Below are 22,852 nucleotides of genomic sequence, written 5' to 3'. Positions count from 1 at the left end.
CCATGGAATGACCGGATGCTGGCGACGCTCGAAATCCGCGACATGCTCATCATCGACCGGCTGGAGCTCGGGTTCCGGCCGGGGCTGAACGTGCTCACCGGCGAGACCGGGGCCGGTAAGTCCATCCTGCTCGACTGCCTCGGATTCGTGCTGGGCTGGCGCGGGCGCGCCGATCTGGTGCGGAGAGGGGCCGAACGCGGCGAGGTCGTGGCGGTGTTCGAGCTCGGCGCCGATCACCCGGCCCGCGTTGTTTTGGCCGAGGCCGGGCTGCCCGAAGAGGACGACCTTATCCTGCGCCGCGTCAACGCACAGGACGGGCGCAAGACCGCCTGGGTCAACGATCGCCGCGTCTCGGGCGAGGTGCTGCGGCGGCTCTCGGCGACGCTCGTGGAACTGCATGGCCAGCACGATGATCGCGGCCTGCTTGACCCGCGCGGCCATCGCGACATGCTCGACGCCTTCGGTGGGCTGGACGCGCAGCGCAACTCCGTCAGGGCGGCGTGGCGCAACCGCGCCACTGCGCAAAAGGCGCTTGACGAGGCCGAGGCGGCTCTCGCCTCCATGCGCGCCGAAGAGGATTTCCTGCGCCATTCTGTGGCCGAACTTGATACGCTCGACCCGCAACCCGGCGAAGAGGCGACGCTCGATACACGACGCCGCCTGATGCAAGGGGCCGAGCGCATCCGCGAGGATATCGCCCGCGCCGCGCAGGTGCTTGGTCCCGATGGGGCCGAGGGGGCAGCGGGCGATGCGCTGCGCTGGCTCGAAGGCGTCTCCGACAAGGCCGAGGGGCGGCTCGATGGTGCACTCGCCGCGCTCTCGCGCGCATTGGTCGAACTCGACGAGGCCGGGCGCGAGACACAGGCGGCGCTCGAGGCACTCGACTTCGACCCGCTCGACCTCGAACGCAGCGAAGAACGCCTCTTTGCCATTCGCGGGCTGGCGCGCAAGCACGACGTTCTGCCCGATGACCTCGCTGCTTTCGCCGACACCCTGCGCACGCAACTGGCTGCGCTCGACGCGGGCGACAGCGATCTGGCGGCCCGCCGCGCAGACCGGGACGCCGCCGCGCAGCGCTATGACCACGAGGCAACGGCACTGAGCCACGCCCGCCGCGAGGCCGCCGCTCGACTTGACGCCGCCGTGATGGCCGAGCTTGCACCGCTCAGGATGGAACGTGCCATTTTCACGACCGAAATCGCCCCTGCCGATCCCGGTCCCTCGGGTCACGACGCCGTGAGCTTTACCGTGGCGACCAATCCCGGCGCGCCTTCCGGACCACTAAGCCGGATCGCCTCGGGGGGCGAGTTGAGCCGTTTTCTGCTTGCGCTCAAGCTTTGCCTGTCCGCCCCTGATGCGGGGCTGACCATGATCTTCGACGAAATCGACCGCGGCGTGGGCGGCGCCACGGCGGACGCGGTCGGGCGGCGTCTGGAACGGTTGGCGACAGACGGGCAGGTACTGGTTGTCACCCATTCGCCGCAGGTTGCGGCACGCGGGGCGCATCACTGGCGGGTAGAGAAACGGGTGGAGGACGAGATGACACTCTCGACCGTGCGCACCCTCGACGGGGCCAACCGCGTGGACGAAATCGCTCGTATGCTCTCGGGCGAGCATGTCACCCAAGAGGCCCGCGCCGCCGCCGAGGCGCTGATGGCGGGTTAAGTGACCAGGTCGTGAAGTAACGGTACTTTCCGCGTAATCCGGAAGGCGCCCGGAATTGGCGGATGACGCTTAGTGCGTCCAGACCTGCCGCCGCTTGGTCGAGAAGTTCTCTGCATAGCCGCCGGGGCGGATGTTGGGCTTGCGCTTGTGCGGATCCTGCACCACCGCGTCGATGCCGTGTTCCCGGGCGTACTGAAGCGCCGCCTCTTTCGTGTCAAAACGCAGCCGCACCTGCGCCTGCGTGTCGGCATTCGAGGTCCACCCCATCAGCGGGTCAATCTCCCGCGCAGACTCGGACACGAATTCCAGCACCCATTTCTGCGTGTTGGCCACGCCCGATTGCGTGGCGGTCCGGGCGGGTTTGTAGATGCGTGCGCGCATGGGCGTCTCCGATCTGATGTCCTAGATGTTATCCCAGATTGCGGGGCCTTGGGCAAGGGACCGTTCGCCGCGCTTAGGCCGCGGCGCCATCGGTGAATTGCAGCCGCGCCAGCCGTGCGTAAAGCCCGTTTTCCGCGACGAGACTGTCATGCGTTCCCTGCGCCACGATCCGGCCCTGATCCATCACCACGATGCGGTCGGCCTTCTTCACCGTCGCAAGGCGGTGCGCCACGATGATCGTGGTGCGCGTCTGCGCCATCGCCTCGACGGCGGTCTGCACCGCGCGCTCGCTCTCGGCGTCGAGCGCGCTCGTAGCCTCATCCAGCAACAGAACGGGCGCGTCGCGCAGGATCGCGCGGGCGATGGCGATGCGCTGTTTCTGCCCACCCGACAGCATCACGCCACGCTCGCCCAGATAGGTGTCGTAGCCCTGCGGCAGACGCGCGATGAAATCATCTGCGTGGGCGGCGCGGGCGGCCGCCTCGATCTCGGCATCGCTGGCCTCAGGCCGGCCGAAACGGATGTTCTCGCGCGCCGAGGCGGCAAAGATCGCTGGCTCCTGCGGCACCAGCGCCAACGCCTGGCGGTACTCGTGCCGCGCCATCTCTGCGAGCGCCACGCCATCGAGCGTGATGCGCCCCTCCTCCGGGTCGTAGAACCGCAGGATCAACTGGATCACGCTGGTTTTGCCCGCTCCCGACGGGCCGACCAGCGCCACCGTCTCGCCGGGCTTGATCGACAGGCTGAAATCGTCGAGCGCCGGGGTCTCGGGCCGCGCCGGATAGGCAAAGCGCACGCCCTCGAACGCGATCGCGCCGCGCACCGGCTGCGGCACGGGCACCGGTGCCGCAGGGTCCCGGACCGGGTCGTCTGCATGCAGCAGATCGACCAGCCGCTCGGTCGCGCCCGCCGCGCGCTGCAACTCGCCCCAGATTTCCGACAGCGCCGCCACCGCGCCCGCCACCATCACCGCGTAGATCACGAACTGCACGAGGCTGCCGGCGCTCATCTCACCTGCCCGCACGTCCCGTGCGCCGATCCACAACACGCCGACGATCCCGGTGAAGACGAGGAAGATCACGATCACGGTCATCAGCGCGCGGGTATTCACGCGGCGGCGCGCGACCTCGAAACTACGTTCGGTCACATCGCCGAACCGCGCCCGGCTCTCGCGCTCATGGGTGAATGCCTGCACCGTCTGCACCGACAAAAGAGCCTCGGAGGCGTTGCCGGAACTGTTGGCGATCCAGTCCTGGTTCTCGCGGCTGAGTACGCGCATCTTCCGACCCAGAAACAGGATCGGCACGACCACCAGCGGCACGATCAACAGCACGAGACCCGTCAGCTTGGCCGAGGTCAGCAGCATCAGTACCATGCCGCCCGAGAACAGCAGCAGATTGCGTAACGCGATGGACACGGACGAGCCGATGACAGACAGGATGAGTGTGGTGTCGGTGGTGATCCGGCTCAGAACCTCGCCGGTCATCACCCGCTCGTAAAAGGCCGGGCTCATTCCGATCACCCGGTTGAACACCGCCTTGCGGATATCGGCCACCACCCGCTCGCCCAGCCGCGACACCAGCAGGTAGCGCAGCCCGGTGCCCAGCGCCAGCAACGCCGCAATAACGAGCGCCGCGCCGAAATATTGATCAAGCAGCGCGCCATCCTCGCCGCCGAAATTGTCCACCACCCGGCGCACCGCCATCGGCAGCATCAGCGCCACTGCGGCGGTTAGCACCAACGCCGAGACGGCAGCGGCCAGCAGCTTGCGGTAGGGACGCAGGAACGGCCACAGCTCGGCCAGCGCGCGTACGCGCTTTGATTTCTCGCGATCCAGCAGATCGGCGCCGTTCTCGGCCTTGCGCACCATTCCCGACTACTCCCTCTCGTTCGCACCGGTTCTTGGCGAGTGCGGCGCGCGGGGTCAAGTGCCCCGAATGGTCGCAGGGGCTCACGGCAGGGGCGAAACGCCGATGACCAACGGGTGAAGCGCGACCAGCCCGGCAAACGCCGCAAGCCCCAGCCCCAGCCGGGCAACACCGCCACGGACCGAGGCCGGGCGCGGCGGCCACGCCGGCACGGCGCGCCGCGCCGCGTCTAGCCGCTCCCACTCGGGCCCGAGTGCCTGCTTGCGGCGGCGGTCCACGATGCGCTGCCCCAGCATCGCGAACCCCGCGAAAAGACCGAAGAGCGCCACATGTGCCAGATCGCCATTGGGCACCATATGCCCGCCCGCCCACAGCGCCAGCGCCACCAGCAGCGGATGGCGCGTGTAGCGCAGGATGCCGGGGCGCGCGGCATCGAACCCGGCTCCCGCACGACCGCCAAAGGAAAACGGGTTGGGCCGCCGGATGGCCAGCGCCGCCAGCACGCAGGCTGCGAGCATCGCGAGCAACGTCACATGCTTCTGCCACGCGGCCCAACCCCAGAGCGGCACATGGGGCGCGCGCCCCGCCGCCATCAACACCCAGTAAAGCACCCCCAGCGACAGCGCCGAGTAGCCCAACGCAAACCCCCGCTGACCGAATCGCGCCACCAGGGCCGATTTCACGCGCGGCCGCAGCGGCAGCGTATGGCTGAGGAAAAACACCGCCAGCGCCACCACATACTCGGCCCAGCCCATGACCCGCACCCTTTCGAAATCCACTTGGCGGCGCAGGGATACCGCGCGCGTGCGGCGCGCGGCAAGCGCGATTTACACTTGCGCGAATCTGACTTCAGGCGTAACGCGGGGCTGCTTCGGTCCGGGAAAATACCCCGGTAATAGGGAATACGGTGCGATCCGATCATCGGATCAAATCCGTGACTGCCCCCGCAACTGTAAGCGGTGAGCGAGGCCGGAAAAATGCCACTGCACCCGAGCGGGGTGTGGGAAGGTTCGGCCAAGCGATGACCCGCAAGTCAGGAGACCTGCCGAAGTGATCACCCTATCCGGGCGCGGGGCGCGCCGTGGATAACGGACCTTTTCCGTAGTGGTGGCACTTTCACCGTCTGCGGAGAGGCATGTCCTTTTCCAACGACCGACCCGATGGACAACACGATGCCGACAACCGGTATTGGGGGACATGACATGAGATATCTCGTAACCTGCGCGCTCTGCGCTCTCGCCACAGCCCCGGCCCTCGCACAGGAGGGCTTCGATCTCGACACGATCACCGTGATCGCCAACCAGACCCAGACCGCGCTCGAGCGCAGCGGCTCCACCGTCGAGGTGTTGCCCGCCGAGGAGGTGCGTGACGCACCCACCGCGCGATTGGGCGATTTCCTGACCTTCCAGCCGGGCATCTCCGCCTCGGCCAACGGCCCGCTCGGCACCACCTCGACCGTGCGCATTCGCGGCCTCGGCGGGGCCTACGTGCCGGTGCTCATCGACGGTATCGACGTGACCGACCCCGCCTCGAGCGGCGGCGGCTTCGATTTCGGCGGGCTGACCAATGCGGGGCTCGGCCGGATCGAGGTGCTCAAGGGCTCGCAATCTGCGCGCTTCGGGCTCAACGCCGTGGGCGGCGTCATCAATATCCAGAGCCTGCGCCCCACCGAGGACGGCGTCCACGGCTTTGCCGAAGTCGAGGCCGGAAGCTACGATTTCCGCCGCGGCGTATTCGGCCTCACCGCGCGCACCGACCGCACCGATCTTGCCTTCAGCTTCAGCCGAACAGAGACCGACGGCTTTTCCGCCTCCGCTGCGGGCTCCGAGCCGGACGGCTCCGAAGCGCGCCGGGCCAATCTTTACCTGCGCCACCAGTTCACGGACACGTTCGCCGCCGGGCTGAGCGCGCTCCACATCGACAGCGACGCCGAGTTCGACGAGTTCGGCGGCGACGGGACAGCACCCTTTGACGAGTTCAACACCAGCGAGGCTCACGGCGCGCGTGCCTTTGCCGAGCTCGCCACCGGGGCCTTCGAGCACGAATTGGCACTGAGCTATTTCGAGAGCGACCGCACCTCCTTCTCCAACGGTTTCGCCACGCCATTCGAAGGCGAGCGCCAGCGCATCGACTACCGCGGCAGCTATGATTCTGGCGGCATCTGGTCGGTCAACTTCGGGGCGGACTACACCGAGGAAGAAGATCTCAACCTCGCCATCGACATCACCGGCGTGCAGGGCGAGGTGCTGCTCGCCCCCACCGACGCGGTGGATATCGCCCTCTCCGTGCGCCACGACGACCATTCGGAGTTTTCCGGCGAATGGTCCTCGCGCGCCGCGCTCGCGTGGCGGATCCAAGAGGATTTGATCCTGCGCGCTTCGGCCTCAGACGGGTTCCGCGCGCCCACTCTGGTGCAGCTCGACCCGTTCTTCGGCAACCCGAATTTCCAGCCCGAGACCAGCGAAAGCTACGACCTCGGGATCGAGAAGCGGTTCGAGGGCGACGATTTCGTCCGCGCCACGCTGTTTCGCACGGATATCGACAACCAGATATTCTTCGATGGCACCTCGACCCGCTGTCCCAGCGGATTCGGCTGTTTCGAGACCGGCGATTTCAAGGGCAAGGGGATCGAGCTTTCGGGACAGGTGGCGATCAACGCCTTCCTGACCCTAACCGGTGCCTACACCTATACCGATGCCGAGCAGAACGGTGCCGCCGCGGCGCGCGTGCCCGAACACGACGTGGCCATCGGCCTCGGCGCCGCGATCTCGCCCCGGCTCGACGCGCAGTTCACGGTTCAGCATATTGGCGGCGTGACGCCGTCGCCCTTTGCCCCGGCGGCGAACAAGGTGGGCGACTACACGCTCTTCCACGTCAACGCCACATACCGGGTCACCGACAGCGTCGATGCCCTGCTCCGCGTGGAAAACCTCTTCGACGAGGATTACGAGACGGCTGGCGGGTTCAATACGCCTGGCCGCGCGGCCTATGCGGGGCTGCGTGCGTCTTTCTAGGCTCATAGCCCTTGGCCTGGCCCTCGCGCTCGCGGGGGCCTCGGTCAGCGCTGGCCCGGCTCCTGCCCGTGTCGTGTCGATCAACCTGTGCACCGATCAGTTGGCGATGATGCTGGCCGCCCCCGGACAGCTCGTCTCGGTCTCCGAGCTGGCCGCCGATCCGCACAGCTCAGCGATGGCCCGCGAGGCCCGCGCCTACAAGGCCAACCACGGTCGCGCCGAGGAGGTCTACCTGCTCGATCCCGACCTCGTGCTGGCCGGGGCCTATACCGATCCCGCCACGGTGGGAATGCTGCGTCGGGTGGGGTTGCGCGTGGTGCAGTTCGACACCGTGAAATCTCTCGACGACACCCGCGCACTGATCGCAAAAATGGCGCGCGTGCTGGGCCACGAAGAGGCCGGCGCGGCGCTCATTGCCGAATTTGACGCGCGGCTAAAGACGCTGCGCGCAGGAGAGACGACCCACAGCGCCGCGCTCTACCACCCCAACGGCTACAGCCTGGGCAACGGCACGCTTGCGGACGACATCCTGCGCGCTGCCGGATTCAGCAATGTCGCGCGCGAACTGGGCTTGCGGGGCGGCGGCACGGTGCCGCTGGAGCGGCTGGTCATGGCCGCGCCCGACCTGCTCATCCGCGGCACGCCCTTGCCCGGCGCCTCGCGATCCGAGGCGGTGATGACCCACCCGGCCCTCGCCGCCCTCACCGCCGACACCGCTGGCTTGCGCATCACTTCGCCTGACTGGATCTGCGGCACGCCACACGTGCTGGACGCGGTGGAAACGCTCGTCACCGCGCGGGAGGGGCTGCAATGAAACCTCTCGCGCTCGGCCTCTCGGCGCTCGCGACCGCCCTGTTCCTCGCCTCGCTCAGCGTGGGGCCCGCGCACATCGGCGCGCTTGATGGTCTGTCGGCGCTGATCCTTGGCGGCGACGGTCCCGAACCGCTGGTGATGCGCGAAATACGCCTGCCCCGCGCGCTTCTCGGCGTGATGATCGGGGCGAGCCTCGGGCTCTCGGGTGCCGCGCTTCAGGGCTACCTGCGCAACCCGCTGGCCGAGCCGGGACTGATCGGCGTGTCGGGCAGCGCCGCGCTGGGCGCGGTGCTGGCCATCCATACCGGCCTCGCCGCCGTCACCACGCTCGCCCTGCCGGTGGCGGCGTTGGTGGGCGCGGGCACCGGCGTGCTGCTGATCCTGCTGCTGGCGGGGCCGCGCGGCGGGTCGATCACGCTGATCCTCGCGGGGATCGCCATCTCGGCACTCGCCGCGGCGCTCACCTCGCTGGTGCTCAACCTCTCGCCCAACCCCTATGCCGCCTCGGAAATCGTGTTCTGGATGATGGGCTCGCTCGCTGACCGCTCAATGACCCATGTCTGGCTCGCGGCTCCGCTGATGCTGGCGGGCGGGGTGGCGCTCCTGACGCTGGGGCGCGGGCTCGACGCGCTCACGCTGGGCGAGGACGCGGCCGAGGCAATGGGGCTGCGTCTCGCGCGCCTGCGGCTCACGCTGGTGCTGGGCACCGCGGCGATGGTCGGTGCGGCGGTGGCGGTGGCCGGCGCCATCGGCTTCGTCGGCCTCGTGGTGCCGCACCTCCTGCGCCCCCTCGTCGGCGCGCGGCCATCGCGGCTCCTCTGGGCCTCGGGCCTGGGCGGCGCAGCGATGGTACTCGCCGCCGATATCGCCGTGCGCCTAGTCCTGCCCGAGCGCGACCTGAAACTCGGTGTGCTCACCGCCATCGTCGGTGCGCCGCTCTTCCTCCACCTCATCTACAAAACGCGGGGAGGACAGGCATGACCCTGCTTTCCCTGCGTGATCTCTCGGTGCGCCTGCGCGGGCGGTCGATACTCACGGACGTCACCCTCGACGTGGAGGCTGGCGAGTTCATCGGCCTCATCGGCCCCAACGGCGCGGGCAAGACCACGCTCATGCGCGCGGCCCTCGGCCTGCTGCCGCACGAGGGCACAAGCAGCCTCGCGGCCCTGCCGCCGGCGGCACGCGGGCGGGCTGCGGCGTGGATGCCGCAGGCGCGCGACATTGCCTGGCCGGTCACGGTGGAGACACTGGTCGCGCTGGGGCGGACGCCGCATGTCAGCGGCTGGCAGGGGATGGGGCCGCAGGATCGCGCCCACGTGGACTCCGCGCTCGAAACGATGGGGCTTGAGCACCTCCGCCACCGCACCGCGACGCGGCTCTCGGGAGGCGAGCAGGCGATGGCCCTCATCGCCCGGGCGCTCGCACAACAGACCCCGCTCCTGATGGCCGACGAGCCGATCGCCGGGCTCGACCCGGCCAACCAGATCGCCACCATGCAGGTCTTTGCCCGGCTGGCGGGTGATGGCCGCGCGGTCATCGCCTCCCTGCACGACCTCGGCCTCGCCGCGCGACATTGCACGCGGCTCATTCTTCTCGGCGAGGGGAGCGTCGCCGCCGACGGCCCGCCCGCCGAGGTGCTCACACCCGAAAACCTCGCCCGTATCTTCCATGTCAGCGCCCATTACGCGACCACGCCCCGGGGTCCTGTCTTCCAGCCACTCGAGGTGATCCGATGACCACGCCCCGCCTCGATCCCCCCTGGCTTTGCCTCGACCTGCCGCACGAGATGCCGGTGCTTAGCTGGGCCGTGAACCGCCCCGGCCTCGTGCGTGCCCGGCGCATCCTGTGGCGCGAGGTGCGCAATGCCGACCTTCCCGAGCATCTCGACGTGATCCAGTGGCTCGACGCGCAACTGGCCGCGCGCGACGCGCGTGACGCGGTCTGTTTTCTAACGTCCTGCGACATCGCCCGCTTCACCACCGCCGAGGCCGATGCCGACGGCATCCGCGCCCACGCCGTGGCCACAGTGGGCCTCTCCAACGCCGAGTCGGTGGGCACCCGCCGACCCCTCGCCACCCACGCCTGGGGCACCATCAACGTCGCGGTGGAGATCGACGCCGGGCTGACCGAGGCCGCCCGCCTCGAGGCGCTCAGCATTGCGACCCAGGCCCGAACCGCTGCAATCATGGCCGCGAAAATACCCCTGCCCACCGGACCCGCCACCGGCACCGGCACGGATTGCATCGCCATCGCCGCGCCCGACGGGACCACGCGCTATGCCGGGCTCCACACAGGCGTGGGCGAGGCCGTGGGCCGTGCCGTGCATGACGCGGTTGCGCGCGGCGTGGCGCTCTGGCAATCCACCGACACCGCAAAGGAGGCCCGTCATGGATGAGACTACTCTCACCGGCTTTCTCGACCGCGGTGGCCCGGCGCTCTGGGTGATCGCCGCGCTTTCCGTGCTTACGCTGGCGCTCATCTTGTGGAAAATCTGGCGCCTGATGCTCACCGGAGCGTGGTCGGGCGCGATGACCGAACGCGCGGTGGCGCTCTGGCAGCACGGGCAGGCTACCGAGGCCACGGCCCTCCTGCGCCCACGCCGCAGCCTGCGCGCACGGCTCGCCCTTGCCGCGATGGAGGCAGCACAGGCCTCCCGGTGGACCGAGGCGCAGGCACGCGAGGAAACCACCCGCGTTGCCAAGACCCTGCTGAACGAGGCTCGCACCGGCCTGCGCGTGCTGGAACTCATAGCCACCATCGCGCCCCTCGTGGGGCTGCTGGGCACGGTGCTGGGCATGATCGCCGCCTTCCAGGCGCTTCAGACGAGCGGCAGCAGCGCCGACCCGTCCGTACTCGCCGGCGGCATCTGGGAGGCGCTGCTGACGACGGCGGCGGGCATGGCCGTGGCGATCCCCGCCTCGATGGCTCTGACCTGGTTCGAGAGCGTGGCCGACCATGTGCAGGCCGACATGGAGGACGCCGCCACCCGCATCTTCACCACGCCGGAGGCGCGGCCATGATGCAGTTCGGCACGCCCCGCCACGCCCGCCGCCCAAGCCTCACGCCAATGATCGACGTCGTGTTCCTGCTGCTGGTTTTCTTCATGCTGACGGCGCGCTTCGGCCATGACCTGAGCCTGCCCATAGCCACAGGCGGCGGCGCGACGGTCTATGACGGCCCGCCTCGCCTGGTGGTCATCGGCCACGACAGCCTCACCCTCAACGGGCAGGCCATTGCCCCCGAGGCCCTGCCCGCGGCGCTCGACCCGCTGATGTCCGCACCCTCCGACATCGTCGTGCTGCGCCCCGCCGAGGGCGTGCCCCTGCAACGGCTCATCGCGGTGAGCGACGGCCTGCGCGCCGCCGGTCTTTCCAGGGTCGTGGTGGTGGAGTAGGCCCATGCAGTTTACCACCCCCCGCCGCCGCCGTGCACCAGAGCCCATCGTGCCCATGATCAACGTGGTATTCCTGCTGCTGATCTTCTTCCTGATGAGCGCGCAGATCGCGCCCCCCGCCCCCTTCGACGTGACCCTTCCGAAAAGCGCAGACGGAGACCACGCCGCATCCACCGACACGCTTTACATGGATGCCAAGGGGCGTCTCGCCTTCAACGAGGCGCGCGGCGACGCGGTGCTCGACGCCCTCGCCGCCCGCGCCACGCCCGACGAGGCCCTGCAAATCCGTGCCGAGGCGCGGATGGAGGCGCGCGCGCTGGCCCGGCTCCTGCCGCAGCTGGCGGCGCGCGGGATCGCGCAGGTCGAGATCGTGACGGGGGCGAAATGATCCGGGGGCTGGAATTCGCGGGCTTCGTAGCCCTCGCCGCCGCTGTCCATGCCGGGCTCTGGACCGCCGCGCCCGAGGGCGGCGGCGCGGGCGGCGAGACCGGGACCGATACCGCCACGCTCGCCGCCTCCACCCCGCAGATGGCCGCGCTGGTCGAGACCTGGCAACGCCCGGTCGCGGTGCAGGACGCGGCCCCCGCGGCGCGTCCTGCACCCGCACCGGATACCCAACCCGTGGCGCTGCGTCCCGAGGCGGGGCACGCAGCCCCGCCCACGCCGGACGCCCTGCCCGACACCATCCGCACCCCCCACCGTCCTCAGGTGGAGAGCACACCACTCCCCCTGCCCGTACCACGCGTAGAGACCCGCGCCCCCTCCGCGTCGCAGCCACACGAGGCACCGCAAGAGGCAGCCCTCACGCCAGCGAACCGCCCGGTCCCAACTCCACGTCCCGCCACGCCCGACGCACCCCGCGCCCCGGCAATGGCAGCCCTGCCACAGGTGGACCGCAGCCCGCCTGCCGTGCATGCCCCGCCGCCGCCGGACACGCGACCCCGGGCGCGCCCCGCCACGCCCGCCCCTGCAAGACGCAAGGAAGTCGCCCGCGGCTCCGGCGGCGCGCAGGCGGGCGGCCAGGCGCAAACCGCCGCCCCCGCCCGGATCGACGACGCAACCCGCGCCAGCCTGATGGGTCAGTGGGGTGGGGCGATCCGCTCGCGGATCGAGCGGCACAAACGCTACCCATCCGGCACGCGCGCTTCCGGCACCACGCATCTCGTGCTCGACGTTGCCGCCGACGGGCAGCTCCTCGGCGTGGGGCTGCGGCGCTCCTCTGGCGACGCGCGGCTCGACGCGGCGGCGGTCAGGGCGGTCCGCCGCGCCCGCCTGCCCGCCGCGCCCGACCGCCTGCCGGGGGCACGCCACCGCTTCAACCTGCCGGTGGCGTTCACCCGCTGATCCCACGCGACCGTGACCCGCCGCGCCGCATTTCCCCTACATCCCGTGGGCAATCTGCGCTAAGACAGGGCGCGCCGCGACGCAGCAAGGAGACCCGCGATGGCCAAACGGCAGAAACCCGTCAACCTCGCCCTCCAGGGGGGTGGGGCGCATGGGGCCTTCACTTGGGGTGTGCTCGACTACCTGCTCGAGGATGGCCGCTTGCGCATCGCGGGGGTCTCGGGCACCTCGGCGGGCGCGATGAACGCGGTGGCGCTGGCCGACGGCTATACCCGTGCAGGCCCCGAAGGCGCGCGCGCCGCGCTCGACGAATTCTGGCGCTCGATGAGCGCGAGCGCCAGCCACACGCCGCTTCAACGCACGCCGATGGATCATGTGACCGGCAATTGGGGGCTGGAAAACAACCCGTTCTATCATTTCATGAACGCGCTTACCGGCGTCGCCTCGCCCTATCAGCTCAACCCTCTCAACATCAATCCGCTGCGCGACCTGGTCGAGGAGAGCGTGGACTTCGACATGGTGCGCCAGTGCACGGCATTCGAGCTCTACATCTCCGCCACCAATGTCGAGACGGGCCGGGTCAAGGTCTTCCCGCGCGAGCACCTGACCGTGGACATGGTGATGGCTTCGGCCTGCCTGCCGCATATCTATCAGGCGGTCGAGATCGACGGCGTACCCTATTGGGACGGCGGCTACATGGGAAACCCGGCACTGTTCCCGCTCTACGGCAAGACCGGCACCGACGATATCGTGGTCATCCAGATCAACCCGGTCGAGCGCAAGGGCACCCCGCGCACCGCCCAGGAGATCCAGAACCGGATGAACGAGATCAGCTTCAACGCGAGCCTGCTAAAGGAGTTACGCGCCATCGACTTCGTCGATCGGCTGATCCGGCAGGGCAAACTCACAGTCGATCATTACCGCCCGGTCAAGGTCCACCTGGTCGAGAACGAGGACACGCTGAAACCGATGGGGGCCTCGTCCAAGATGAACGTGGAATGGGCGTTCCTCACCCGCCTGCGCGATGTCGGGCGCGAGACGGCCGCCGTGTGGCTCGATAGCTGCTTCGACCGGATCGGCGAGGAAAGCACCGTCGACCTGCGCACCATGTTTCAGGGGATCGGCGCGGAGCACCAAGGATAGAGGCGCGGGTCTGCCGCCGCACGCCGCCTCACCCCACCCGATACGGCAACACCCCGCGCTCATCCGGCGTGACCTGCAACCGCCGCTCCAACGGCGGGACCGAGCGCTGGTGGCACTCGGTACGATCGCAGATGCGGCACGAAATCCCGATCGGCTCGAAAGCGCGGGCATTGGTCACGTCCAGGTCATCGGCATAGACCAGATCGCCCGCGTGCTTGACCTCGCAGCCCAGCGCGATCGCAAATCGCCGCACCGGCGCACCAAAGCTGCCACCGGGCTTGCTGACATCGCAGGCAAGGCTGATATAGCGTACCCCGTCTGGCGTCTCGGCCAGTTGCCGCAGGAACCGGCCCGGCGTCTCAAAGGCGCGATGCACGTTCCACAACGGACAGGCGCCGCCGAAGCGGGCGAATTGCAGGCGCGTGGCCGAATGGCGTTTGGTGATCGTGCCCGCCTGATCGACCCGCACGAAGAAGAACGGGATGCCCTTCGCGCCCGGGCGTTGCAGGGTCGAGAGCCGGTGACAGACCTGCTCGATCGAGGCTCCGAAGCGCAGCGCCAGCACCTCCAGATCGTGGCGAACGGTCTGCGCCGTGCTCAGGAACGCGCCATAGGGCATGAGCGCGGCCCCGGCGAAATAATTGGCCAGCCCCATCTTGGCGATGGCGCGCGCGGCCTCGGACTGGAAGCGCGCGAAATCCAGCGTCGCCTCCAGCAGGTTATCCTGCGTGAGGAGCGCCAGTTGCAGCAAGAGCTGAAAGCGCCGCGTCTCCGCCGGTGCGCGCGCCGACAGCGTCAGCGTGCTGGACTCGCGATCGAAGTGACGCAGCGTGGTGGTATCCGCCTCGGTCACGCCGATCCCCATGTCCCGCAGCCGCGCGCGCGCCAGCATCTCGATCCCGCCCGGCCCCCCGCCCTCGGCCAGCCGCTCGGCGGCGTGGTCCACCGCATCGATGTAATTGTCGCAATAGTGAAAGAAATCGCGCACCTCGTCCCACGGGCTTGCCGGGCTGCGCGCATCCTCGCGCCCCAGCGCCTCGTCGAGGCTCGCCAGCCGCTCGTGGGTCTGTCGATAGGCGCGGTGCAACTCCAGGAACGCCCGCGCCAGCGCCGGCGCATTAGAGGCGGTCAGCCGCAGATCGGCCAGCGGCGGCGGCTCGGCACCAAAAACCGGGTCGGCCAGCGCCTCGCGCATGTCAGAGACCAGCCGCTCGGCATCGCCGGTGCTCAGCTCTGTGACGTCAAAGCCGAATTCCTGCGCCAGCGCCAAGACCACGGTCGTCGAGAGCGGGCGGTTGTTGTTCTCCATCTGGTTGAGATATGGCAGCGAGACCCCGAGTTTCGCGGCAAAATCCTTTTGAGTAAGCCCCAGCCTCTGACGCGTTTCGCGCAGCTTGACCCCGGCATAGAGTTTCCGCGTCGCCATGGTCCCGACCCTTCCTTCGCAGATTTGCTTATCCCGTAGAGTAGATTTGCAAATCAGTCAGGGCAAGCGCCTTGGTTGACGCGCGCGTGCATCAACGACGCGGTGATGGATAACTAGCGAAATGTTGGTTTCTTGATATTCTGGCGCAGCAAAATTCTTACGAACCGCGCGCGGAGGTTGGCAATCGGAAACTCACACGCCGATCTTTGGTCCCGGGCACTCCAACGGCTCCAGCGATTTGCGCACCTCATAAAGCTCGGTCATCGGCGTCTCTCCCTCAAACCGCGCCACCAACCTCCCGGTTCGGCGCTCAAAGCTCCAGCATTGCGGCTCGGATCGGTTCTCATAGACGAAGCAGATGAGCGGACCTCGCGCGTACCAGTACCCCTCCTGACATTCGCCATCGAGAAAGGACCACCGCACCCGGCGGCCCGGCAGGTACTCCTCGGCGCCATAGGGCTCCTCGCCCTCGGTCCCGTAATAGAAGGTGTGCCCGCGCGTGTAGGCATCGAATTCTTCTGCGCTCATTCCGGCCAGGGAAGGGCCAGCCAGCACGGAGGCAAGGACAAGGGAAATCAGGCGCATGGCCTCAGCTTGCCAGATCGTCCGCCGACACGCCACCGGTTTCGCGCCACCGCGCCGCCCGCCTGTCCATCATCCGCCGCCAGAGCGGCGGCACCAGCGCCACCACCGCGCAGACCGGCAGAGAATGCGGCAGCACCGGCATGGCGCCCGGCGTAAGCTGCAAGGCCGGAAAGGGCCGCGAGGGTGTCATGTGGTGGTCAGAATGGCGCGGCGCGTTGAGCGTCATCGCCGAGGAATACCAGTGCGGCGCGTTCCACGAATGCGCCGCGCCAACGGGCTCCATCCGCCCGTCCTTACGCCGCATGCGACGCAGCCCGTAATGCTGCACGTAGTCCGAGAGCAATATCTGAAGCTGCGCGTACCCCGCGATAATCCCCAGGGAAACAACGCCTTGCAACCCCCAGAGCACCGCTGCCCCCGCCAGCATCGCCGCCGCCCCGCCAAGGTAAAGCGCATAGGGATGCCGCCAGACCGCACCGTGGTGGCGGCGCGTCTCAGCGACCAATCCAGCGCGGAGCGCACCGCCCCAAGCCCGCAAGGCGTAGCGGTAAAACCCCTCCCCGGGCCGCGCGCTGCTCGGGTCGTCGGCGGTGGCGACGTGGACGTGATGAACATACAGATGCGCGCTCGCGTGGTGACCGAATAACAGCGAGGTATAGATGAGTCGCCCAAGCCGCCGCTTGGCCCGCGTGCTGCGGTGGATCAATTCATGCCCCACCGGATGTGCGATCTGCCCCGCTACGAGCCCTGCCGCCAGGGCCAGCAGAACCCGCCCGGCGGGGTCGAGCCCGCCCGCCCCGGCCACCCCACGCACGGCCAGCGCCAGCACCACGAAATGCCCCGCCCCCAGCGCGATCAAGAGCCTGTCACCGCCGGGAAACTCGGCCTGCGGGTCGGCGTTGACCATTCCGCGTGCCTTGAGCTGATCGAGGCAGAACACGAACACCGTCACATACCCAACGGCCAGCCAGCCCCACACTCCGCCCCAAAGCGCGGCGAGCGCCACCATAACCAGTGGCAAGGATGCGGCGAGCGCGAAGAGAAACATGGGCCAGCCCCGGCTTGCGATTTGCCTTTGACGTGCGCAGATTACCCTGCAAACGATGGCACGCACAGGGCGCAACCCGTTAAAACCTGCGGCATTACTCGGCAAGGCAACGCATCCGGCGCCGCAAATGTCGCTTTTGGTCCCGCCATGACGCGACCGGAGGGATATGGCTTCGTCAGCGACGCAGGAGGACAGCGCAATGGCACTCGACGAACGCAAAGGCGTCTGGAAATCCGGCAAGGGCAAAGGCCGGCGCACGCCCAAGGGCCGCCAGCTTGAGGATCAGGCCTGGGAGGAGGTGCGCGCGCTTCTCGGCGACGCCCCCCGGCGGCGCGACCTGCTGATCGAGTACCTGCACCTGATCCAGGATGAATACGGCCACCTGTCAGCGGCGCATCTGCGCGCGTTGGCCGAGGAAATGCGCATCGCACAGGCCGAGGTCTACGAGGTGGCGACGTTCTATGCGCATTTCGACGTGGTGAAGGAAGGCGAGACGCCGCCCCCTGCGCTCACCATCCGGGTGTGCGATTCGCTATCCTGCGAACTCGCAGGGGCGCAACAGCTCAAGACCGCGCTTGAGGACGGGTTCGATCCGGCGGAAGTGCGCATTCTGCGCGCGCCCTGCATGGGCCGCTGCGATACCGCGCCGGTGCTGGAACTGGGCCATAACCATATCGACAATGCCACGCCGGAAAAGGTACAGGCCGCCGTCTCCTCGGGAGACACTCATCCGCATATCCCGCAATATCAGACATTTGCGGACTACACCTCAAGCGACGGATACACCACGTTGCGTGCCCTGCGCGCGGGTGGTGATTTCGAAACCGTGCAGCAGACGCTGCTTGATGCTGGCGTCCGAGGCCTCGGCGGCGCGGGCTTCCCCTCGGGCAAGAAATGGGGCTTCGTCCGCGCCGAGGCGGGGCCGCGTTACGTGGCAGTCAACGGCGACGAGGGCGAGCCCGGCACGTTCAAGGATCGCTTTTACCTCGAGCGGGAACCTCATGTTTTCCTTGAAGGAATGCTGATCGCGGCCTGGGCGGTCGAGGCCGAGCGTTGCTTCATCTACATGCGCGACGAGTACCCCGCAGTGCTGGAGATTTTGCGCCGTGAAATCAGGGCGTTGGAGGACGAAGCTCTCATTGAACCGGGCTACGTCGAGCTGCGTCGCGGTGCGGGCGCCTATATCTGCGGCGAGGAATCGGCGATGATCGAATCGATCGAGGGCAAGCGCGGGTTGCCACGGCATCGCCCGCCTTTCGTCGCGCAGGTGGGCGTCTACAACCGCCCCACGCTCGTCAACAACGTGGAAACGCTCTACTGGGTCACGCGCGTCCTGCGCGAGGGCGGCGAGATCCTGTCGGGCGTCGAAAAGAACGAGCGCAAGGGCTTGCGCTCCTACTCGGTCTCGGGGCGGGTGAAGACCCCCGGCGTGCACCTTCTGCCCGCGGGCTCGACCATCAGCGACATCATCGAGGCAGCGGGCGGGATGCTCGATGGCCATGAATTCAAGGCCTACCAGCCGGGCGGCCCCTCCTCGGGGCTCCTGCCCGCCTCGATGAACGACATCCCGCTCGATTTCGACACGTTGCAGCCGCATGACACCTTCATCGGGTCGGCGGCGGTGGTGGTGCTCTCGGATCACGACCGTGCGCGCGACGCCGCGCTCAACATGCTGCGCTTCTTCGAGGATGAAAGCTGCGGGCAATGCACGCCCTGCCGGGTGGGCTGCGAGAAGGCGGTGAAGCTCATGCAGGCCGACCGCTGGGATCAGCCCTTGCTGGAGGAGCTGTGCGGCGCGATGGCCGACGCCTCGATCTGCGGGCTCGGCCAAGCAGCCCCTAACCCGATCCGGCTGACCATGCGGCATTTCCCCGAGGAAATCTGAGGGCCGCACGGGCTTCCATATGCCGCCGATCCGAAGTAGGGATCGGGTGATCGGCGGCATGGAGGGCGCATGGCGTTTTTCTCGAAGCTCAAGGAACGGTTGTTCAAGTCTTCGTCGAAGCTCGACGAGGGGCTCGACGCGATCGTGCAGGAGGGCGGCGACCCGCCCGAGCCGGAGCCCCGGCCAGAGCCTGAGCCCCGCCCCGAACCGCCCACCATCCCGCCGCGGCCCGACGAGACCCCGCCGCCCGCGCCGCAGGAGGCCCCCATTGAGCGCCCCGAGGAGGTGCCGCCACCACCCTCCGAGGCCACGGCCGCGCCCGCTCCGCTGGAAATCCCGGCCGACCCAACCCCTTCGGACGCCCCGCGCGCGGGGTTTCTCGGTCGGCTGCTTGGCCGCGGTGACGCCCGCGGCGCCCCGCGCCGGGTGCTCGACGACGACATGCTCGAAAGCCTCGAGGACCTGCTGATCACAGCCGACATGGGCGTCGATACCGCCGCCCGCGTCACCGCCAACATGGCCGAGGGGCGGATGGGCCAGCGGCTTTCCTCGCGCGAGATCAAGTCGATCCTCGCGCGGGAGATCGCACGCATCATGGAGCCGGTGGCGCGCCCCATGCCGCTCTATTCAAAGCGCCCGCAGGTGGTGCTGGTGGTGGGCGTCAATGGCTCGGGCAAGACCACCACAATCGGCAAGCTCGCCAGCCAGTTCAAGGCGGCGGGCAAATCCGTGGTGATCGCGGCGGGTGACACGTTTCGCGCCGCCGCCGTCGAGCAATTGCAGGTCTGGGGCGATCGGGCGGGCGTGCCGGTGATGACCGCGCCCGAAGGTTCCGACCCGGCGAGCCTCGCGTTCGATGCCATGACAAAGGCCGAGGCCGATGGCGCGGACCTGTTGATGATCGACACGGCGGGGCGCTTGCAGAACCGCGCCGACCTGATGGAGGAGCTGGCCAAGATCGTCCGCGTGATCCGCAAGAAGGATCCGGACGCACCACACAACACGCTACTGGTGCTCGATGCCACGACGGGGCAGAACGCCCTGAGCCAGGTTGAGATTTTCCTCAAACTCGCCGATGTCTCGGGGCTGGTGATGACCAAGCTCGACGGCACCGCGCGCGGCGGCGTTCTCGTGGCGCTGGCCGACCGCTTTGGCCTGCCCATCCACGCCATCGGCGTGGGCGAGCAGATCGACGACCTCGCACCCTTCGACCCGGAGGAATTTGCCGCCGCCCTCACCGGCCTCGACGCTGCATGAGCCGCACCCCTGCTTCTTCTTGGCGGAAATACTCCGGGGGGTTTGGGGGGCTGGTCCCCCAAGCAAACACGCGGTTTGGGAGGCAGGCCCCGCAAGTGACGGCCCCCGCCGCATGAGCGCCTGGCTGATCTCTCTGGAGGGAACCGAGGCCGGCAGCCTGCTGGCCACCGCCCTCGCTGTCATGGCGGCCTTTCTGCACGCCGTGTTCGGCGCGCTGCAAAAGGGGCGGCACGATCCGTGGCTGAGCCGCGGCGCGATTGACGCCTCTTACTCGCTGATGGCCGCGCCCTTCGCGCTCTTTGTGGTGCCGTGGCCAGAGCCGCATATGTGGCCCATCTTCGCGGGCGCGGTGCTCATCCATATCGGCTACAAGGTGTTGCAGGCGATGGCCTATTCGCGCGGCGCCTACACGGTGGTCTACCCGGTGGTTCGCGGCACCGGGCCGCTCTTTGCCGTTATCGGCGCGTGGCTCCTCTTTGGCGAGCGGTTCACGCCCACGCAATGGCTGGGCGTTGCGGTGCTTTTGTCGGGTATCTACGGGCTCGCGATCTACAACCTGCGCTTCTACCCGCTGCAGCGCGACACGCTGCGGATGGCGCTCGGCCTCGCGGTGGCGACGGGGCTGTTCGTGGCGCTCTACACCACCTATGACGCCTACGGCATCCGCGCGAGCGCCGATCCCTTCACCTTTCTCGCGTGGTTCTTCATGTTTGACGGGTTGTCGATACTGCCGCTGGCGTGGCGCCGATGGCGCGCGATGCCGGTGCGGCCCGCGCCCGGGCCGCTGGCGGTGCGGGGGGTGACGGGCGGGCTGGTGGCGTTCCTATCGTTCGGCTCGATCATGCTGGCCACCCGGCTCGACAAGGTGGGCGAGGCGGCGGTTCTGCGCGAGACCTCTACGGTCTTTGCCGCGCTGATCGGCTGGCTGGTGCTGCGAGAGACGGTCGGGCCGCGGCGCATCGCGCTCATGGGGTTGATCGCCGCTGGGGCGGTCATAGTTGAATTCGGCGGCTGAAACAGGAGATGTCCATGGCTGACAAGACCTATCCGAAATGGGCTAAACCGGCGCTGGAATTCGGCCCGATCCTCGCGTTTTTCGTGGCCTATCTCTTGCTCAAGGATCGCAGCTTCGAGATCGGCGGCACCGAGTATGAGGGCTTCATCGTGGTCACCGCCGGGTTCATCCCGGTGTTCCTGATCTCGATGGCGGCACTGTGGCGGCTGACCGGGCATCTGAGCCGGATGCAGGTGGTGACGGCGGTGCTGATCGTGGTTTTCGGCGGCCTGTCGGTGTGGTTCAACGATCCGCGGTTCTTCAAGATGAAGCCGACGATGATCTACCTGCTCTTCGGCGGTGTCCTTGGGGTTGGCCTCATGCGCGGGCAGTCGTGGTTGCAGGTGGTGATGGACGGGATGATGCCGCTCACCGACCGGGGATGGATGCTCCTGACGCGGCGGCTGATGCTGTTCTTCTTCGGATTGGCCATACTCAACGAGGCGATCTGGCGGACGCAGACCGAGGAGATATGGGTCTATTTCAAGACCTTCGGCCTGACGGCGGCGATCTTCGTCTTCTTCATAACGCAGGGGCGGCTGTTCAAGGACCACGGCCTGCCAGAGGATGACGAAGGCTGAGCGGTCGGGCGCTGCGCGGCGGCGCGTTCCGCGCCATTATTCCGCGCATTGGCCCAAGCGGTCACGCCCTGACCGCCCCATCCCCCACAACGAGATACTTGAAGCTGGTAAGCTGCTCGGCCCCGACCGGTCCGCGCGCGTGCATCTTGCCGGTCGCGATGCCGATTTCGGCCCCCATCCCGAACTCGCCCCCGTCGGCGAATTGCGTCGATGCGTTGCGCATCAGGATCGCACTGTCGAGCCGGGCGAAGAAGCGGTCGGCAGCGGCATCGTCCTCGGTGATGATGCAATCGGTGTGCCCCGACCCGTAGCGGCGGATATGGGAGATGGCGGCGTCGATATCATCGACCACCCGCGCGGCGATGATGCTGTCGAGGTATTCGCGGCCCCAATCCTCCTCGCCTGCGGGCACAACGCCGGGGATGGATTGCAGGGCCGCGTCGCCGCGAACCTCCACCCCCGCGTCGACGAGCGCGCGGATCACGCCCTGCCCGATGGTGTCGGCCAAGTCGCGGTGGATGAGCAGGCATTCCGCGGCACCGCAGATCCCCGTGCGCCGGGTCTTGGCGTTGAGCACCACCTTCAGCGCCTTCGCGGGGTCGGCGCCCGCGTCGAGATAGATATGCACGATGCCTTCGAGATGGGCAAAAACCGGCACCCGCGCCTCGCGCTGCACCAGCCCCACGAGGCTCTTGCCGCCACGCGGCACGATCACGTCGATCGTGTCGGTCATGGTGAGCATCGCCTGCACCGCCGCGCGATCGGTGACGGGCACGCGCTGAATGGCATCCTCGGGCAGGCCGGCAGCGCGCAGCCCGTCGACAAGGCAGGCATGGATCGCGCCGGAGGAATGAAAGCTCTCCGATCCGCCGCGCAGGATCACCGCGTTGCCCGATTTGAGGCACAGCGCGCCTGCGTCGGCGGTGACGTTGGGGCGGCTCTCGTAGATCACGCCGATCACGCCCAGCGGCGTGCGCACGCGGCTGATATGCAGGCCCGAGGGCCGGTCCCATTCGGCGATGACCGTGCCGACCGGATCGTCCTGCGCGGCCACCGCGCGCAGTCCCTTGGTGATGCCCTCGATCCGCCCCTCGTCGAGCGCGAGCCGGTCCATCATCGCGGGCGTCAGACCCTTGTCGCGCGCCGCCTTGAGGTCGCGCTCGTTGGCGGCAAGTATTTCGGCGCGGCGCTGCCAGACGGCATCTGCCGCGGCCTCGAGCGCGGCGCGTTTGGCCCCGGCGTCGGCGGTCGCAAGCTCTGCCGCCGCCGCGCGGGCGCGCGCGCCGATCTCGGCCATGAGGGCGGGAATGTCGTCGGTGTCCTTCATCGGTGCAGCCTTCCGTCGCGTGTCGCGCGGACTATAGGCGGCGGGCAGGTCGGCCGCAACGGCGCGC

General features: G+C 68.3%; 22 protein-coding genes and 1 riboswitch. Of the genes, 15 read left to right on the top strand and 7 right to left on the bottom strand.

The window, feature by feature from the left end; genetic code table 11:
• Window positions 1-15: 15 nt before the first annotated feature.
• Window positions 16-1,665 carry a DNA repair protein RecN gene (gene recN, locus C6W92_RS04940; RefSeq protein WP_129431929.1) on the top strand — a complete coding sequence of 550 codons (1,650 nt, stop codon included), beginning with the start codon at window positions 16-18 and terminating at the stop codon, window positions 1,663-1,665.
• Window positions 1,666-1,734: 69 nt separating this feature from the next.
• Here the strand turns inward: recN and C6W92_RS04935 are convergent, their stop codons facing one another.
• From C6W92_RS04935 to C6W92_RS04925, 3 genes are all read right to left on the bottom strand, one after another.
• A complete protein-coding gene (locus C6W92_RS04935; RefSeq protein ID WP_104019437.1) occupies window positions 1,735-2,046 on the bottom strand; it encodes an ETC complex I subunit in 312 nt (103 codons plus the stop codon).
• 73 nt (window positions 2,047-2,119) lie between these two features.
• On the bottom strand, window positions 2,120-3,916 hold the full coding sequence (locus C6W92_RS04930) for an ABC transporter transmembrane domain-containing protein (protein ID WP_129431928.1): 1,797 nt from the start codon (window positions 3,914-3,916) through the stop codon (window positions 2,120-2,122).
• 81 nt (window positions 3,917-3,997) lie between these two features.
• A complete protein-coding gene (locus C6W92_RS04925) occupies window positions 3,998-4,669 on the bottom strand; it encodes an NnrU family protein (RefSeq protein WP_129431927.1) in 672 nt (223 codons plus the stop codon).
• A gap of 100 nt (window positions 4,670-4,769) precedes the next feature.
• Window positions 4,770-4,979: riboswitch (cobalamin riboswitch) on the top strand.
• A gap of 137 nt (window positions 4,980-5,116) precedes the next feature.
• Here C6W92_RS04925 and C6W92_RS04920 point away from each other — a divergent pair.
• The 10 genes from C6W92_RS04920 (at window position 5,117) to C6W92_RS04875 (ending at window position 13,622) form a co-directional block, all read left to right on the top strand.
• Window positions 5,117-6,928, top strand: coding sequence for a TonB-dependent receptor (locus C6W92_RS04920; protein ID WP_164989174.1), 1,812 nt, complete (start codon window positions 5,117-5,119; stop codon window positions 6,926-6,928).
• Window positions 6,915-7,742, top strand: coding sequence for an ABC transporter substrate-binding protein (locus tag C6W92_RS04915; RefSeq protein WP_241691075.1), 828 nt, complete (start codon window positions 6,915-6,917; stop codon window positions 7,740-7,742). Before C6W92_RS04920 ends, C6W92_RS04915 begins: the two co-directional genes overlap by 14 nt.
• Entirely contained in the window at window positions 7,739-8,722 is a 984-nt protein-coding gene (locus C6W92_RS04910) for an iron ABC transporter permease (RefSeq protein ID WP_129431924.1), read from the top strand. The genes C6W92_RS04915 and C6W92_RS04910 overlap by 4 nt, the downstream gene beginning before the upstream one ends.
• Window positions 8,719-9,477, top strand: coding sequence for an ABC transporter ATP-binding protein (locus C6W92_RS04905; RefSeq protein ID WP_129431923.1), 759 nt, complete (start codon window positions 8,719-8,721; stop codon window positions 9,475-9,477). Before C6W92_RS04910 ends, C6W92_RS04905 begins: the two co-directional genes overlap by 4 nt.
• The gene (locus tag C6W92_RS04900; protein WP_129431922.1) at window positions 9,474-10,136 is read left to right on the top strand and encodes an adenosylcobinamide amidohydrolase; all 663 of its coding nucleotides are present in this window, start codon (window positions 9,474-9,476) and stop codon (window positions 10,134-10,136) included. The genes C6W92_RS04905 and C6W92_RS04900 overlap by 4 nt, the downstream gene beginning before the upstream one ends.
• Window positions 10,129-10,761, top strand: coding sequence for a MotA/TolQ/ExbB proton channel family protein (locus tag C6W92_RS04895; protein ID WP_129431921.1), 633 nt, complete (start codon window positions 10,129-10,131; stop codon window positions 10,759-10,761). Before C6W92_RS04900 ends, C6W92_RS04895 begins: the two co-directional genes overlap by 8 nt.
• The gene (locus C6W92_RS04890) at window positions 10,761-11,135 is read left to right on the top strand and encodes a biopolymer transporter ExbD (RefSeq protein WP_129432001.1); all 375 of its coding nucleotides are present in this window, start codon (window positions 10,761-10,763) and stop codon (window positions 11,133-11,135) included. Before C6W92_RS04895 ends, C6W92_RS04890 begins: the two co-directional genes overlap by 1 nt.
• 4 nt (window positions 11,136-11,139) lie before the next feature.
• Entirely contained in the window at window positions 11,140-11,523 is a 384-nt protein-coding gene (locus C6W92_RS04885; RefSeq protein ID WP_129431920.1) for a biopolymer transporter ExbD, read from the top strand.
• Window positions 11,520-12,479, top strand: coding sequence for a TonB family protein (locus C6W92_RS04880; protein WP_129431919.1), 960 nt, complete (start codon window positions 11,520-11,522; stop codon window positions 12,477-12,479). Before C6W92_RS04885 ends, C6W92_RS04880 begins: the two co-directional genes overlap by 4 nt.
• A gap of 99 nt (window positions 12,480-12,578) precedes the next feature.
• A complete protein-coding gene (locus tag C6W92_RS04875) occupies window positions 12,579-13,622 on the top strand; it encodes a patatin-like phospholipase family protein (protein WP_129431918.1) in 1,044 nt (347 codons plus the stop codon).
• A 28-nt stretch (window positions 13,623-13,650) separates the two neighbouring features.
• Here C6W92_RS04875 and C6W92_RS04870 read toward each other — a convergent pair whose 3' ends face one another.
• The 3 genes from C6W92_RS04870 to C6W92_RS04860 all read right to left on the bottom strand — a co-directional run bounded on the left by C6W92_RS04870 (window position 13,651) and on the right by C6W92_RS04860 (window position 16,681).
• The gene (locus C6W92_RS04870) at window positions 13,651-15,048 is read right to left on the bottom strand and encodes a helix-turn-helix transcriptional regulator (protein ID WP_129431917.1); all 1,398 of its coding nucleotides are present in this window, start codon (window positions 15,046-15,048) and stop codon (window positions 13,651-13,653) included.
• 192 nt (window positions 15,049-15,240) lie between these two features.
• Complete coding sequence (locus C6W92_RS04865) at window positions 15,241-15,576, bottom strand: hypothetical protein (protein WP_347232785.1); 336 nt, start codon at window positions 15,574-15,576, stop codon at window positions 15,241-15,243.
• A gap of 61 nt (window positions 15,577-15,637) precedes the next feature.
• Window positions 15,638-16,681, bottom strand: coding sequence for an alkane 1-monooxygenase (locus C6W92_RS04860; RefSeq protein WP_129431915.1), 1,044 nt, complete (start codon window positions 16,679-16,681; stop codon window positions 15,638-15,640).
• Between the two features lie 199 nt (window positions 16,682-16,880).
• On the opposite strand from C6W92_RS04860, the gene C6W92_RS04855 reads away from it, so the two are divergent.
• The 4 genes from C6W92_RS04855 (at window position 16,881) to C6W92_RS04840 (ending at window position 21,458) form a co-directional block, all read left to right on the top strand.
• A complete protein-coding gene (locus C6W92_RS04855; RefSeq protein WP_129431914.1) occupies window positions 16,881-18,566 on the top strand; it encodes an NAD(P)H-dependent oxidoreductase subunit E in 1,686 nt (561 codons plus the stop codon).
• Window positions 18,567-18,635: 69 nt separating this feature from the next.
• Complete coding sequence (gene ftsY / locus C6W92_RS04850; RefSeq protein ID WP_129431913.1) at window positions 18,636-19,823, top strand: signal recognition particle-docking protein FtsY; 1,188 nt, start codon at window positions 18,636-18,638, stop codon at window positions 19,821-19,823.
• Window positions 19,824-19,935: 112 nt separating this feature from the next.
• Complete coding sequence (locus tag C6W92_RS04845; RefSeq protein ID WP_129431912.1) at window positions 19,936-20,838, top strand: EamA family transporter; 903 nt, start codon at window positions 19,936-19,938, stop codon at window positions 20,836-20,838.
• Window positions 20,839-20,852: 14 nt separating this feature from the next.
• Entirely contained in the window at window positions 20,853-21,458 is a 606-nt protein-coding gene (locus C6W92_RS04840; RefSeq protein WP_129431911.1) for an inner membrane-spanning protein YciB, read from the top strand.
• Between the two features lie 61 nt (window positions 21,459-21,519).
• Here the strand turns inward: C6W92_RS04840 and C6W92_RS04835 are convergent, their stop codons facing one another.
• The gene (locus C6W92_RS04835) at window positions 21,520-22,785 is read right to left on the bottom strand and encodes a glutamate-5-semialdehyde dehydrogenase (protein WP_129431910.1); all 1,266 of its coding nucleotides are present in this window, start codon (window positions 22,783-22,785) and stop codon (window positions 21,520-21,522) included.
• Between the last annotated feature and the right edge of the window lie 67 nt (window positions 22,786-22,852).

Source organism: Roseovarius sp. A46 (assembly GCF_004126395.1).
Taxonomy (GTDB): domain Bacteria; phylum Pseudomonadota; class Alphaproteobacteria; order Rhodobacterales; family Rhodobacteraceae; genus Roseovarius; species Roseovarius nitratireducens.
Note: the sequence above shows the minus strand (reverse complement) of the source record. Positions and strands in the feature narration are given on the sequence as shown.